Source organism: Agrobacterium sp. El2ro-1b (assembly GCF_048298475.1).
Lineage (GTDB): Bacteria > Pseudomonadota > Alphaproteobacteria > Rhizobiales > Rhizobiaceae > Agrobacterium > Agrobacterium fabrum.
The window spans coordinates 2,053,759-2,067,551 of the sequence record NZ_CP103459.1 but is presented as its reverse complement, the minus strand read 5'-3'; the positions used below and the strand labels follow the sequence as shown (position 1 = coordinate 2,067,551).

The window sequence follows — 13,793 nt, the reverse complement described above, 5'->3', positions numbered from 1 at the left end:
AACAAAACCTATACCAATCTTTTAAAAAACTATACCTTTCAGCAATTGTTCAAACCGACATGCGGTGAAAAATTGTGCTCAGGCAACTGATGCACAAGGAACGTTCCACCGATGCAGCAACATCCGCTGGTCGCGATTTTGAACAGGCTCGGCGCTTTCGTGCTGGTCATGATCGCCCTGTCCATCATGATTTTCGCACTGGCCCGTGTGGTGCCGGGTGATCCCGCCCGCATGGCGCTCGGCCCGGCGGCAACGCAGGAACAGGTGGATGCGCTTCGCGGCGAGATGGGTCTCGACAAGCCGCTCGCCGTTCAATATCTCGACTATATCGGCAATGCGCTGCATGGCGATCTCGGCTTCTCGCTGGTGTCCCAGCGTCCCGTCACCACCGATCTGGCGCAGACCGTTCCGGCCACCGTCGAGCTGGTGCTGGTCTCCGTGATCTTCATGTTCGCCGTCGCCATCCCACTCGGCGTCATCACCGCGCATTATCGCGACCGGCCACTGGATCATATAGGCCGAATCCTGTCGCTCACCGGTGTGACAATCCCAAGCTTTCTCTTCGCCATCACGCTGCAATTGCTGGCCGCCCGGTTTCTCTCCGGCTGGCCGATCATCGGCAGGCTTGACCACGGGCTCGGCTGGCAGGGCGGTCCAACCGGTTTCATCCTCATCGACGGCACGTTGGCCGGACGGTTCGATGTGGTGCTGGATGCGCTCAAGCATCTCGCGTTGCCGGCCTTTGCGCTTTCCATGGCGGGCATCGGCCAGATCACTCGCATCACGCGCTCCTCGATGATTGAGAACCAACGCAAGGACCATGTGCTGACCCTGCAAAGCTTCGGCGTGCCGGAGCGGGTCATCATCTTCCGTTATCTCTTGAAGCTCTCCTCCATCGCGCCGCTGACGATTATGGGGCTCGAATTCGCGTCGCTGATCGGCAATGCCTTCGTGATCGAAATGGTATTCGCCTGGGGCGGGTTTGCCTCCTATGGGCTGAACGCCATCCTTCAGAAAGACCTCAATGCCGTGACCGCCGTGGTGCTGGTGGCCGGCCTGTTCTTCATCGTTGCGAACCTGATCGTGGATGTCCTGATCTCGATCATCGACCCGCGCCTGCGCCGCAAGGAGGCTCGCTGATGGCCGATATGAAAATGCTCGAAACCACCGATCGGGGCCTAAGCGCCGGTTACATGATGTGGTATCGCTTCAGCCGCAATCCGGCGGCGGTCGTCGGCTCACTGATCCTGTTATCGGTGCTGGTGCTGGCGATCTTCGCACCATGGCTCACACCCTATCCCAAACATATCGGCGCGGTCGTCGATTTCCGCGCCCGCCATATGCCGCCGGATCTGGAACACTGGTTCGGCACCGACAAGGCCGGCCGCGATATCTTCTCCCGCACCATCTTCGGGCTGCGTGTTTCTCTCCTTCTCGTCATCGGCGTGCTCGGCATTTCCGTGCCAGTCGGCACCGTGCTTGGTCTCATCGCCGGTTATTTCGGTGGCTGGACCGAAAAGCTCATCAGCGGCCTGACGAATGTGATGCTGGCCATGCCGCCGCTCGTCATGGCGCTCGCGGTCTCCAACCTCCTGGAACCGACGCTGACGAACGCCATGATCGCAATCACGCTGCTATGGTGGACCTGGCATGCGCGGCTGATCTATTCGGTGTCGAAATCCATTGCCTCCGAAGACTACATCGAAGCCGCGCGTCTTGCCGGGGCGGGCCCGCTGCACATTCTCTTTCGTGAAATCCTGCCCAATTGCGTCTCGGTCATATCGGTCAAGACAACGCTCGATGCCGCCTTCGTCATCCTGTTTGGCGCGACGCTGAGCTTCCTCGGTTTCGGCGTTAAACCGCCGACCCCCGACCTCGGATCGATGGTTGCCGACGGGCGCCAGTTCATGCCGGATTTCTGGTGGGAAGTGCTCTGCCCCGGCGCGGCCGTGCTTTACGTGACGCTGGGTTTCAACCTGCTGGGCGACGGCCTGCGCGACATGTTCGACGTGGAAAGCTAAAGTCATGACTGAACCGCTTCTCAAGGTCGAAAACCTCAACGTCACCTTCTCCAATTACGGCCGCACCCGTCAGGTGCTGCGCGATGTCGCCTTCACGGTTGCCGCCGGCGAGCGCGTGGCGCTGATCGGCGAGACCGGATCGGGCAAGTCCGTCACAGCCAAGACGATCATCGGCACCCTGCCGAAGAATGCCGCGATCACATCAGGCGCCATCATCATCGATGGCCGGGATGTGCTTGCTCTGCCGCGCAAAGAACGTGAGGCGCTGAAGGGAACGGCCTTTTCGCTGATCATGCAGGACCCGCTATCCTCCTTCAATCCAGTCTTCAAAATCGGCACGCATCTCGATGATGTCATGCGCTTTGCCGACAAACGCGATGGTATCAATTCGTCCAAGGCTGAGCGCCGCAACCGCATCGCAGCGGTTCTGCGCCGGGTGCAGCTTGCCGATACCGAGCGGGTGATGAATGCCTATCCGTCCGAACTTTCGGGCGGCATGCGCCAGCGTGTGCTGATCGGGCTTGCGCTACTGCACCAGCCGAAGCTTCTGATCGCCGATGAGCCCGGCACCGCACTCGACGTGACCACGCAGGATGAAATCCTCAACCTCATCAACCAGCTGGTTGCCGAAGAAAACATGGCACTGCTGATGATCACCCACAATCTCGGCGTCGTGCGCAAGGTGGCGGACCGGGTCGTGGTCATGCATCACGGTGATATCGTTGAGACTGGTCCCTGCACGCAAATCCTGCATTCTCCTGCTGCGGATTATACGCGTTCGCTGCTGGATGCGGTGCCGCCGCTCTATGGCTCACGTGTCACGGATCTCGCCCAAAGCACGCGGCAGCCGATCATCACCATCGAAGGCCTGAACAAGATTTACGGCAGACGCAATGGCTACCATGCCGTGCGCGACGTGAACATCACGCTGAAGGAAGGCGAAGTGTTCGGTTTGGCCGGTGAATCCGGCTCCGGCAAGACCTCGGTTGCGCGCATGATCATGGGCCTTTCGCGTCCCACTTCCGGCAATCTCGTCATTGACGCCCCGGTGCCTGAACGCGGCAAGCGCCTGACGCAGATCGTTTACCAAAATCCCGGTACTTCGCTCAATCCGAAGCGTACCGCCAGGCAGACGCTCGCTCTGCCGTTGAAATCCATCGGCATGGACGGCCAGGTGCGTGAAAGCCGCATGCAGGAACTGATGGAACTGGTGCGACTGCCGCAATCCTATCTCGGCAAATATCCGCATGAGCTTTCCGGTGGCCAGAAGCAGCGCGTGGCGATTGCCCGCGCACTGGCGGCCGAGCCGAAAATCCTCATCCTCGATGAGCCAACGGCAGCACTCGATGTCTCCGTGCAGAAGACGGTGATCGACCTTTTGCTGCAGCTGCGCGAGGAGCTTGGCCTGACCTATCTGATGATCTCGCACGACCTGTCGCTGATGCGCAATTTCTGTTCGCGCATCGCTATCATGCTGCGTGGCGAGATTGTCGAAGAGGGCGTAACGTCGGCGGTCTTCGCCGAGCCGTCGCACCCCTATACCCGCGCCCTGATCGCGGCCATCCCCGTCGTCACCGACGAGGAAGAGCGTCTGAAACCCACCGTGACTGAGGAAGAGCGCATGCGCTTCCTCGTAAAAACGACCGATTAATAAAGAGGAGCCTGACGTGTATCGCGTTGGAATTGACGTCGGCGGCACGAATACCGATGCCGTTGTGTTGCAGGATAAAACCGTTCTGGCAGGGGTGAAGGCCTCCACGACAGAGGATGTGACGTCCGGTGTCATCGAAGCCCTTGAAAAGGTCATCGACGCATCGGGCATCGACCGGGCGCGCATCGGCGCCGTGATGATCGGCACCACGCATTTCACCAATGCGGTGATCGAGCGCCGGCATATGGACGAGGTCGCAGCCATCCGTCTCGGCCTGCCCTCCGGCGCCGGCCTGCCGCCCATGGTGGATTGGCCGGATGATCTCAAGGAAATCGTCGGCAACCACGGTTATCAGGTGCGCGGCGGTTACGAATTCGACGGCCGCGAAATTTCGCCGCTCGATGAGGACGAAATTATCCGCATCGCCGCGGATATTCGCGCCAAGGGCCTGAAGGCCGCTGCCGTCACCTGCGTTTTCAGCGGCATCAATGATGCGATGGAAATGCGGGCGAAGGAAATCCTGCAGGACCGCTGCCCCGGCCTGCCGGTGGTGATGTCCAAGGATATTGGCCGTCACGGTCTGCTTGCGCGTGAAAGTGCGGCGATCATGAATGCCAGCCTGCTATCGCTGGCCGACCGCACCGTTGCGGCTTTCGGCGAGGCGCTGAAGGCTGCGGGCATCACCTGCCCGTTTTATATCACCCAGAACGACGGCACGCTGATGGCAGCGGACGTGGTGCGCGGTTTCCCCGTGCTCACCTTCGCGTCCGGCCCGACAAATTCCATGCGCGGCGCGGCCTTCCTCACCGGTCTCAAGGATGCCGTGGTCGTGGATGTCGGCGGCACCACCTCAGATGTCGGCTCGCTCTCTCACGGCTTCCCGCGTCAGGCCTCGACCACGGTGGATATTGGCGGCGTGCGCACCAATTTCCGCATGCCTGATGTTTTCTCCATCGGTCTCGGTGGTGGTTCGCTGGTGGTCCATGGCGATCATGGCCTGACCGTCGGACCGAAATCCGTCGGTTACCGCGTTCGCCGCGATGCGCTCTGCTTCGGCGGCTCGACCCTGACGGCAACCGATATCGCCGTTGCATCCGGCAAGGCGAATGTGGGTGAGAAGGCGCTGGTGACCACTCTCGATAAAAAGCTGGTGGATGCTGCGGTCCAAAAGATCAACGACATGCTCGAAGCCTGCGTGGAGCGCAGCCGCATCTCGTCATCGCCAGTGCCGGTGATCGCTGTTGGCGGCGGCTCTATCCTGATGCCGGATCGCATCGGTGACCTGGAGGTCATCCGCCCCGAGAACTTCGCGGTGGCCAATGCCGTCGGCGCGGCCATTGCGCAGATCAGCGGTGAGACCGACCGGGTTTTCTCGCTGGTAGAAGGACGCACGCGTGAAAGTGCGCTTACCGAGGCCGAGGCCGAGGCACGCGAAAAGGCGATTGCCGCCGGCGCACTGGCCGAAACGCTTGAGGTCATCGAGCGCGAGGACATGCCGCTTGCTTACCTGCCCGGCAATGCCACCCGCATTCATGTGAAAGTTGTTGGAGAAATGGGAGCCAATCATGGCTGATACGCGCAGGCTGAAATATGACGAAGCGGCATTGCGCACGCTGACCCGGGAAGACCTCGACGCGCTGGAAATCGGTGCCGGTATTCTCGGCACGGGTGGCGGTGGCAATCCTTATCTGGGCAAGCTGCTTGCACTTGAGGCCATGAAGGCCGGTTACGAGTTGAAGATCCTTGCGACCGACGCAATCGAGCCGGACGCGCTTTGCATGTCGATCGGCGGTATCGGCGCGCCGGTGGTCGGCGTCGAGCGCATCCGCGAAGGCCGCGAAGGCCTGCGGTGCCTGCGGGCGATGGAGGAGCTGATCCGCACGCCTGTGGACGCCATCGTCTGCGAGGAAATCGGCGGCTCCAATTCCATGAACCCGCTGGTGACGGCGGCGCTGGGCGGTCTGCCGATCCTCGATTGCGACGGCATGGGCCGGGCTTTCCCGGAAATGCAGATGACCACCTTCTCCATCTATGGCCATAGTTCCACGCCGTCGGTGATGTGTGACCTGCATGGCAATGCGGTCATTTTCAGCCACGCCGTTTCCGAGGTCTGGCACGAGCGTATGGCGCGCGCCTGCGTCGTTTCGCAGGGCGGCGGCGCGATGCTGGCGACCGCGCCGATGCAGGCGCACTACGTGCACCAGTACGGCATTCCGAAAACCTACACCAAGGCGATCGCCATCGGCGAGGCGGTGATCCGTGCCCGCAAGCAGCAGGAAGACCCGATTGCGGCTGTCTGTGCGCTGGAAGGCGGACGGCGCATCTTCAACGGCAAGATTACCGATCTGAAGCGCCACCTGCGCGGCGGTTTCGCCGTGGGCGATGTCGAGCTTTCCGGCTTTGACGATTGCTCGGGCCAGACGGCAAGCGTGGCGATCCAGAACGAATTCCTGCTGTTCCGCCGTGACGGCAAGGTGGAAGTGACGGTGCCCGACCTGATCGTCCTGCTCGATGTCGATACAGGGTATCCGATCACCACCGAGGTCCTGCGTTATGGCCAGCGTGTGGCCGTCATCGCCATTCCCTGCCACGACCTGCTGCGCAGCGCCCGCGCGCTAGAGGTCGTCGGGCCAGCGGCCTTTGGTTACCCGGACATTCCTTTCTCACCGCTGCCCGTACCGGTCAGCAAGGCTGCCTAACCATAAGTGGGGCCAATGCCCCCAATAAAGAGGAGAACGATAATGAAAATGCCTGTACTTTCTTCCCGTCTCGCCACGCTGGCGCTCGGCACGGCGCTCGTGTTGCCGCTTGTTTCTTCCGCAGCCTTTGCGGAAGATAAAGTGTCGGTCGCGGTCAACACCATGCAGATATTCAGCTCGCTCGACCCGGCGAAGGTGACCGACTATACCGGCTACATGGCCATCGTGAACATGTATGACGGCCTGACCACGGTGAACGCCAAGGGCGAAATCGTGCCGCATCTGGCGAAATCCTGGGACATTTCGCAAGATGGCCTGACCTATACCTTCCACCTGCGCGACGATGCGAAATTCCAGGACGGCACGGCGGTCAAGGCTGCCGATCTGGTCTGGTCCGTGCAGCGCCTGCTCGGCATCAACAAGGGTCCGTCGAACCTCATCGTCGGCGTGCTGAAGCCCGAAAACGTCACCGCGCCTGACGATGCGACGCTGGTCATGAAGATCGAACGTCAGTTCTCGCCCTTCATGGCGGCGACGCCGCTGATGATGGCGCTGAACAAGACGCTGATCGAAGCCAACGCCAAGCCCGAAGACAAATGGGGTGAGGCCTATGTCGGCGAACATTCCGCCGGTTCCGGCCCCTACAAGCTTGTCAGCTATAACCGCTCGGCCGATATGGTCATCGCCCGCAATGCCGATTATTTCCTCGGCTGGACCAAGGGCAAGCCGATCGATGAAGTGCGCTTCGTGCAGACCAGCGACGACGCCACCGTCAAGGCGCTGGCGGAAAAGGGCGAACTCGGCCTTTCCTCGCATGGTCTTGGCAACGACACCTATGAATCCATCGGCCGCATGAAGGGTTACAAGCTGATCCAGACCCGCACCGCCGGCGGTTTCGTCATCAAGCTCAACACCAAGGTTTACCCGACCGACGACGTTCACGTTCGCCGCGCCATTGCCTATGCGACGGATTACAAAACGATCCAGGAAGTGATCTATCCCGGTTTCGATATGCAGGGACCGCTTTCCGATGCCTTTAAGGATGCGCATAACGGCGATATCCAGCCCGGCGTTTATGATCTGGAAAAGGCCAAGGAAGAACTGGCAAAGTCGAAATATGCCGGGCAGAAGATCAAGCTCGTCAACAGCTATGTTGCTTCGCTGGCCTTCGAGGCGGAAGTGGCTTTGCTTCTGCAGTCCAGCCTCGAGCAGATCGGCATCACGCTCGATATCAAGCCCGAGCCGTGGAACCGCATCGTCGAGCTGTCCTCCAAGCCGGAAACGACGCCGGCATCGACGCAGGTGAACATCTCGCCGACCTATCCGTCGCCGGATGCGATGTTCTACAATCAGTATCACTCCAAGGCATCAGGCACCTGGATGTCAATGGAATGGCTGCAGAATGCTGAGATCGACGGGTTGATCGACAAGGTTCGCGCCACCACCGATGTCAATGAGCAGAACACCACCTACAAGGAACTGCAGACGAAGATCGCCGATCTTCAGCCTGACGTCTGGGCCGTTGCGCCGAACCGCCGTTATGCTGCGAACAAGTGCCTTCAGGGTTACGAGTTCATTCCCATGCAGAGCTGGGACCTGAACTTCTCCAACTTCCATTGGGACTGCAAGGCGGAGTGACCTTCGCCTCATGAAAACCGGCCCCGCCACAAAGGCGGGGTTGGCCAGACTTGGAACTTCAAAGGGAAGGAGCATTGCTTGCGGCCGGAACGGCTGCGGCATGCCCGAGGATGACGCATGATCCAGGAATTTTCCGAAGACGATATCGAACCTCTGGCCACCGGCGCCTGGATTTTGGGAACCGGCGGCGGCGGCAACCCCTATATCTCAACGCTTAATCTGCGGCGTCTCTATGCTGAGGGCAAACGGGTAAAGGTCATGGACCCCATGGCGCTCGCCGATGACGATATGGTTGCGGTTGTCTCCAAGATGGGGGCACCGCTTGTGGGTCAGGAGCGGTTGGGGGACCCTGTCCATCTCGCCCGCGCCGTCGAGGTGATGGAGGATTATCTCGGCAAGCCGTTCCGGGCGATCATGAGCGTCGAAATCGGCGGTTCCAACGCGCTGTCGTCCTTCCTCGCCGCCGCCATGCTCGATCGACCGGTCGTGAATGCCGACGCCATGGGACGCGCCTATCCGGAGGCGCAGATGACATCCTTCGCCATAGGGAACCTGCCGATGTTTCCGCTGTCGCTGGTCGATGTGCGCGATAACGAGGTGATCGTGACGCGTGCGGCATCCTGGAAGTGGATGGAGCGCATCTCGCGCAAGGTCTGCACCGAAGTCGGCTCCACTGCCGCCACCTGCAAGGCGCCGCGCACCGGCAGGGAGGTGAAGGAATGGGGCATTCATTACACCGTCACCAAGGCGACCGAACTCGGGCGCGCGGTGATGGAGGCGCGTGCGCGCCACGATGACCCGGTTCAGGCGGTTCTCGACCATGAGGGCGGCAAGCAGCTGTTCCGCGGCAAGGTGGTGGATGTTGCGCGTGAGACCACCGGTGGTTTTTTGCGCGGCAGCACGACCATTGAAGGCATCGACGCCGACCGCGGTTCGCGCCTGGAACTGGCCTTCCAGAACGAATGGGCGGTCGCCTTCCGCGATGGCCAGCCGGTTGCCATGACGCCGGACCTGCTTTGCCTTCTCGACACCATCTCGGGCAGCGCCATCGGCACGGAATCGGTGCGTTACGGCCAGCGTGTCACGGTTGTCGCCTTACCCGCGCCGGAACTCTTGACGACACCTGCCGGCATCGCCGCTGTCGGCCCGCGCGCCTTCGGTTATGACATTGATTTCAGATCGGTATTCCCATGAAACGCATCGGTATTGACGTTGGCGGCACCAATACGGATGCCGTTTTGATCGATGGAGACACCATCGTCGCTTCCATCAAGGTTCCAACCACGCAGGACGTCCTCTCCGGTGTAAAGGCGGCGCTTGCCCACGTGGCGGGTCATGTCGGCGCGGCCGACCGTCCGATCGACGCCGTGATGATCGGCACCACACACTTTACCAATGCAGTGGTGGAGCGCGCCAGGCTGGAGCGGGTCGCCGCCATCCGCATCGCGCTGCCGACAGGTTCTTCGCTGCCGCCGATGTGCGACTGGCCGAAGGATCTGCACGACGCCGTCGATCCGCTGATCTTCATGGTGCATGGCGGCCACGAATATGACGGCAGCCCGCTGGTGCCGATGATCCCGGATGAAATCCGTGAGGCGGCGATGAAAATTCGCGATGCGGGCATCACCTCCATCGCCATTTCCGCGACCTTTTCGCCGCTGACCACGGAGTGCGAGGTGCGGGCGGCTGAAATCGTCCGTTCTGTGATCCCCGATGCACGCATCACGCTTTCCCATACGCTTGGGCGTATCGGGCTTCTGGAGCGTGAGAATGTCGCCCTCCTGAATGCTGCCTTGCAGACGCTTGGCAAGACGACAGTGCAGGCATTTTCGGATGCGCTGCGCGAAGCGGGCGTGAAAGCACCGTTCTATCTGACCCAGAATGACGGCACCGTTGCGCTTGCTGATGTGGCCGCCGCCAACCCCGTGCACAGTTTCGCTTCCGGCCCGACCAATTCGATGCGGGGTGCGGCCTTCCTGACCGGGCTTTCCGATGCCATGGTGGTGGATGTCGGCGGTACCACCTCCGATATTGGCTGCCTTGTCGGCGGTTTTCCGCGGGAGGCGAACAATATCGTCCATATTGGCGGGGTGCGCACGCTTTTCCGTATGCCTGACCTTCTGCCGGTGGCACTTGGCGGCGGCACCATCGTCGATCCGCAGACCGGCAAGATCGGCCCGCGCTCGGTCGGTTATCGCATCCTGACGGAAGCGCGCGTGTTTGGAGGCGAAACACTGACGACATCGGATATTGCCGTGGCCGCAGGCCTGATTGAGATGGGCGACCGGGACCGAGTGACGGATTTGGACCCGGCTTTCGTGCAGGCCACACTTCAACGCATCCGGGACATGGTGGCCGACAGCTTCGACCGAATGAAAACGTCTGCGGAAGACGTGCCGCTGGTTGCAGTCGGCGGCGGGGCGTTCCTGATCCCCGAAACTGTTCCGGGCGCATCGGAAGTGCTGCGTGTGGAAAATGCCGGCGTCGCCAATGCGCTCGGCGCGGCGATGGCGCAGGTTTCCGGCGAGGTCGATCAGGTGTTTTCCGGGCTGAGCCGCGACGAGGCCCTTGCGAAAGCCGAGACCGAGGCGCAGAACGCGGCGATTGCTTCAGGTGCGGAGCGCGAAAGCCTCAAGACGCTTGAAGTCGAGGATATTCCGATCGCCTATCTGCCTGGGGGCGCGCGCCGTGTCCGCGTGCGGGTCATCGGCGATATCGCCTTTCATTGATTGTAAGAGGCCCTGTCAGAGTTGGGCGACGAAGGAGTGAGCAAATGACAAAGATCGCACTGGCCATTCACGGTGGTTGCGGCGTGATGCCGGAAGACAGCATGACGGCTGCGGAATGGGCCGCGGCCCGTGACGATCTGGCAACGGCGCTGCGCGCCGGTTATGGCGTGCTGAAGGCGGGCGGGACAGCGCTCGAGGCCGTTGAGGCAGCGGTCGTCGTCATGGAGGACAGCCCGCATTTCAATGCAGGCCATGGTGCCGCACTGAACGAAAACGGCATTCACGAGCTCGATGCTTCGATCATGGACGGGGCCACGCTGGCGGCAGGCGCGATCAGCGCATCCCGCGCCATTCGCAATCCTGTGAAGGCGGCCAGCGCGCTGATGACAGATGAACGTGCCGTCTATCTCACGGGAGAGGCCGTAGATCGCTTCGCCAGGGAGAAGGGCCTCGCCACCGAGCCGCAATCCTATTTCACCACGCAAAAGCGCGTCGAGGCGCTGGCGGCGATGAAGCGTCATGCGGCCAGTGGTACGGAAGCGAAGGAAAACGAAAAACATGGAACCGTGGGGGCGGTGGCGCTCGATGTAGCGGGGCATCTCGCAGCGGCTACTTCGACCGGCGGTTACACCAACAAGCCGGACGGCCGGGTGGGTGACAGCCCGGTGATCGGCGCCGGCACCTATGCGCGCGACGGAGTCTGCGCGGTGTCCGGCACCGGCAAGGGCGAGTTTTTCATCCGTTATGTCGTCGGCCACGAGATCGCTTCCCGCGTCGCCTATCTCGGGCAGGATCTGGAAACCGCCGCCGGCAATCTCGTGCACAAGGATCTGGGTCCCCATGATATCGGTGCGGGGCTAGTAGCTATCGATGCTGAAGGCGGCATCGCCGCTCCATACAATACACCGGGCATGTTCCGCGGCTGGGTGACGCCGTCTGGAGAGGCGTTTGTAGCCATCCACGACACAGCATATGAGATTGGGCTCTAGGTCAAAAACCTCGGATCGACTCACTTGCGCTTCACCATTCTGCGAAGCATGGAACCCGCTCTCGCCTTCCGTGGAATGAGTTCGATATCGCTGACGAGCTTTGCGCCGCCTTCCCGGCGTTCCAGCGTAATTTTCCGGCTATGAAATGCTTCCAGTTCGGCACGGTGCGCGACGCTGATGATGGTGGCATCGGGCAGTTCTTCGATCACCGTCTGCATCATCTTGTCCTGACTTTTCTCGTCAAGGGCTGCCGTCGCCTCGTCCATGACGATGATATCGGGCGCGTTCAGCAACAGGCGCGCGAAAGTCAGCCGTTGTTTTTCGCCGCCCGACAATGTCTGGTCCCAGGGCGCCTGGTCTTCGATCTTGCCCTTGAGCTGACCAAGGCCGACCTTGTCGAGTGCAGCACCGATCTCTTCCGACGTCCAGCTTTCGGCTGGTTGCGGATAACAGACGGCGCGACGAAGGGTGCCGGCGGGGATATATGGCCTTTGCGGCAACATGAACAACCGGCTGTCGGCGCGGAAGTTGACGCTGCCTCCACCCCAGGGCCAGAGACCTGAAATAGCCCGTACCAGCGTGCTCTTGCCAGATCCGGATTCTCCAGAGACCAGCACTCTCTCTCCGGCGCCGATTTCCACGTCCGTCTCCTTGACGACGGCCGTGCCGTCACCCAGAGAAACGGAAACATCCTTGAGACTGAGCATCGTCTCCCCTTCCGTCTCGCCGCGCACTATCCTGCCGACCGTATCGCTTTTTTCAGCCCGTTCGAGACCATCCAGCGACATCATCAGCGAGGCAACACGTCGGGCACACGCATTCCAGTCGGCAAGACGCGGATAGTTGTCGACCAGCCAGCCAAAGGCGGACTGGACAATCGTGAAAGCGGAAGCGGCCTGCATGACTTCACCGAGCGACATGCTTCCATCGAGAAACTTGGGTGCACACAGGAGAAGCGGTACGACGGGCGCAATCAGCATCGATCCGCTCGAGACAACCGTTGTCCGCATATATTGCTGCGCCATGAGGCGCCACTGCCGCCGGACATTGCCGAACCTCTTGTCGAGATCGCTTCTTTCCTCCTCCTCGCCGCCAAGCAGGGCGATGCTCTCACCATTTTCCCTGACGCGCGTGAGCGTATAGCGGAACTCCGCCTCGACCTGGTTTTTGACTTCGGAAACCTTGACGAAATTGCGGGCGATGAAGGCAATGGATGTCGAGGTGATGGCCGCATAGATAACGGCCGCGACGACAAGAAAGCCCGGGATCGTGATCCACACACCACCGACTGACAGCGTCAGAGCGCCGCCAATCGTCCACAGGACAACGATGAAGGTGGAGGCAGACACGAAGGCCGCGATGACACCGGACACAAAGTCCACCGGTGCCTCCGTCGCAATCCGCATATCCTCCGAGAGCCGTGCTTCGGGATTTTGGTGGTCGCCATCGATCAGGTTCAGCTGATAATAACGGCCATTTGCAATCCACCTGCCAACGAGCACCTTCGTGAGCCAGGAACGCCAGCGCCGCTGAATACGCATTCTCACATAAACCTGTGAGGTGACGATGAAAACGCTGCCCAGCACAAGCGGGGGGAAAATCGAGGCGAGGAAATAGACCGTCGACGCGTCCCGCTTCTCGATGGCGTCGAAAATGCCGCGATTCCAGATGTTGATACCATACTGGAAGCCGACATTTATGCCGATCATTACCAATAGTCCGAGCGTGAACGGCCATGCGAGCGCATCGCCGCGCCGGCTCCAGAAGCCCCGGGCGCTGATCCAGAAGCGTTTCAGCAGATATTTCCTGCGAACCTCCTCCGCCTGCTCCGGGGTCAAGTCCGAAGCGGGTTCCATCTCCTCCGGCGGAGGCGGCTCATCGGTGTCAGGAGCATCCTGTTGGGATGCGGTTTGGGTGCCAGTCTCGTCGGCATCAACGACCGGTTTCGGTCCTGCGTCTTTGTCACTCATGGGCGCTAAACGAACGATGCGTTGAAAGGTTTCACGGCTTCGTGATGCCGCGTGAAATATAGTGCCGGTGTGGCGCAGAGCTTTTCAAAAGCCTCC

General features: G+C 60.9%; 10 protein-coding genes. 9 read left to right on the top strand and 1 reads right to left on the bottom strand.

Going from position 1 to position 13,793, the window contains the following annotated elements:
* The first annotated feature begins 111 nt into the window (after positions 1-111).
* The 9 genes from NYR50_RS23475 (at position 112) to NYR50_RS23435 (ending at position 11,727) form a co-directional block, all read left to right on the top strand.
* Positions 112-1,140, top strand: a complete 1,029-nt coding sequence (locus NYR50_RS23475) for an ABC transporter permease (RefSeq protein ID WP_006311992.1) — start codon at positions 112-114, stop codon at positions 1,138-1,140.
* Positions 1,140-2,021, top strand: a complete 882-nt coding sequence (locus tag NYR50_RS23470; protein WP_418138214.1) for an ABC transporter permease — start codon at positions 1,140-1,142, stop codon at positions 2,019-2,021. Before NYR50_RS23475 ends, NYR50_RS23470 begins: the two co-directional genes overlap by 1 nt.
* A 4-nt stretch (positions 2,022-2,025) precedes the next feature.
* Positions 2,026-3,672: a nickel ABC transporter ATP-binding protein NikE gene (gene nikE, locus NYR50_RS23465; RefSeq protein ID WP_418138213.1), complete on the top strand. Its 1,647-nt coding sequence runs from the start codon at positions 2,026-2,028 to the stop codon at positions 3,670-3,672.
* Between the two features lie 16 nt (positions 3,673-3,688).
* Positions 3,689-5,245: a hydantoinase/oxoprolinase N-terminal domain-containing protein gene (locus NYR50_RS23460; protein WP_418138212.1), complete on the top strand. Its 1,557-nt coding sequence runs from the start codon at positions 3,689-3,691 to the stop codon at positions 5,243-5,245.
* The gene (locus tag NYR50_RS23455; RefSeq protein ID WP_174009638.1) at positions 5,238-6,371 is read left to right on the top strand and encodes a DUF917 domain-containing protein; all 1,134 of its coding nucleotides are present in this window, start codon (positions 5,238-5,240) and stop codon (positions 6,369-6,371) included. Before NYR50_RS23460 ends, NYR50_RS23455 begins: the two co-directional genes overlap by 8 nt.
* Before the next feature lie 42 nt (positions 6,372-6,413).
* Positions 6,414-8,009, top strand: coding sequence for an ABC transporter substrate-binding protein (locus NYR50_RS23450; RefSeq protein WP_174009639.1), 1,596 nt, complete (start codon positions 6,414-6,416; stop codon positions 8,007-8,009).
* A gap of 117 nt (positions 8,010-8,126) precedes the next feature.
* The gene (locus tag NYR50_RS23445) at positions 8,127-9,203 is read left to right on the top strand and encodes a DUF917 domain-containing protein (RefSeq protein ID WP_418138211.1); all 1,077 of its coding nucleotides are present in this window, start codon (positions 8,127-8,129) and stop codon (positions 9,201-9,203) included.
* Complete coding sequence (locus tag NYR50_RS23440) at positions 9,200-10,738, top strand: hydantoinase/oxoprolinase N-terminal domain-containing protein (RefSeq protein ID WP_418138210.1); 1,539 nt, start codon at positions 9,200-9,202, stop codon at positions 10,736-10,738. Before NYR50_RS23445 ends, NYR50_RS23440 begins: the two co-directional genes overlap by 4 nt.
* A 44-nt stretch (positions 10,739-10,782) precedes the next feature.
* Positions 10,783-11,727, top strand: coding sequence for an isoaspartyl peptidase/L-asparaginase family protein (locus NYR50_RS23435; RefSeq protein ID WP_418138209.1), 945 nt, complete (start codon positions 10,783-10,785; stop codon positions 11,725-11,727).
* Between the two features lie 20 nt (positions 11,728-11,747).
* Here NYR50_RS23435 and NYR50_RS23430 read toward each other — a convergent pair whose 3' ends face one another.
* Complete coding sequence (locus tag NYR50_RS23430; RefSeq protein ID WP_418138208.1) at positions 11,748-13,697, bottom strand: ABC transporter ATP-binding protein/permease; 1,950 nt, start codon at positions 13,695-13,697, stop codon at positions 11,748-11,750.
* Positions 13,698-13,793: the final 96 nt, after the last annotated feature.

Bases quoted from the DNA above. Each gene is read 5' to 3' on its own strand.
- NYR50_RS23475 (WP_006311992.1), top strand. From the start codon at position 112: ATGCAGCAACATCCGCTGGTCGCGATTTTGAACAGGCTCGGCGCTTTC.
- NYR50_RS23470 (WP_418138214.1), top strand. From the start codon at position 1,140: ATGGCCGATATGAAAATGCTCGAAACCACCGATCGGGGCCTAAGCGCC.
- nikE (WP_418138213.1), top strand. From the start codon at position 2,026: ATGACTGAACCGCTTCTCAAGGTCGAAAACCTCAACGTCACCTTCTCC.
- NYR50_RS23455 (WP_174009638.1), top strand. From the start codon at position 5,238: ATGGCTGATACGCGCAGGCTGAAATATGACGAAGCGGCATTGCGCACG.
- NYR50_RS23450 (WP_174009639.1), top strand. From the start codon at position 6,414: ATGAAAATGCCTGTACTTTCTTCCCGTCTCGCCACGCTGGCGCTCGGC.
- NYR50_RS23445 (WP_418138211.1), top strand. From the start codon at position 8,127: ATGATCCAGGAATTTTCCGAAGACGATATCGAACCTCTGGCCACCGGC.
- NYR50_RS23440 (WP_418138210.1), top strand. From the start codon at position 9,200: ATGAAACGCATCGGTATTGACGTTGGCGGCACCAATACGGATGCCGTT.
- NYR50_RS23435 (WP_418138209.1), top strand. From the start codon at position 10,783: ATGACAAAGATCGCACTGGCCATTCACGGTGGTTGCGGCGTGATGCCG.
- NYR50_RS23430 (WP_418138208.1), bottom strand. From the start codon at position 13,697: ATGAGTGACAAAGACGCAGGACCGAAACCGGTCGTTGATGCCGACGAG.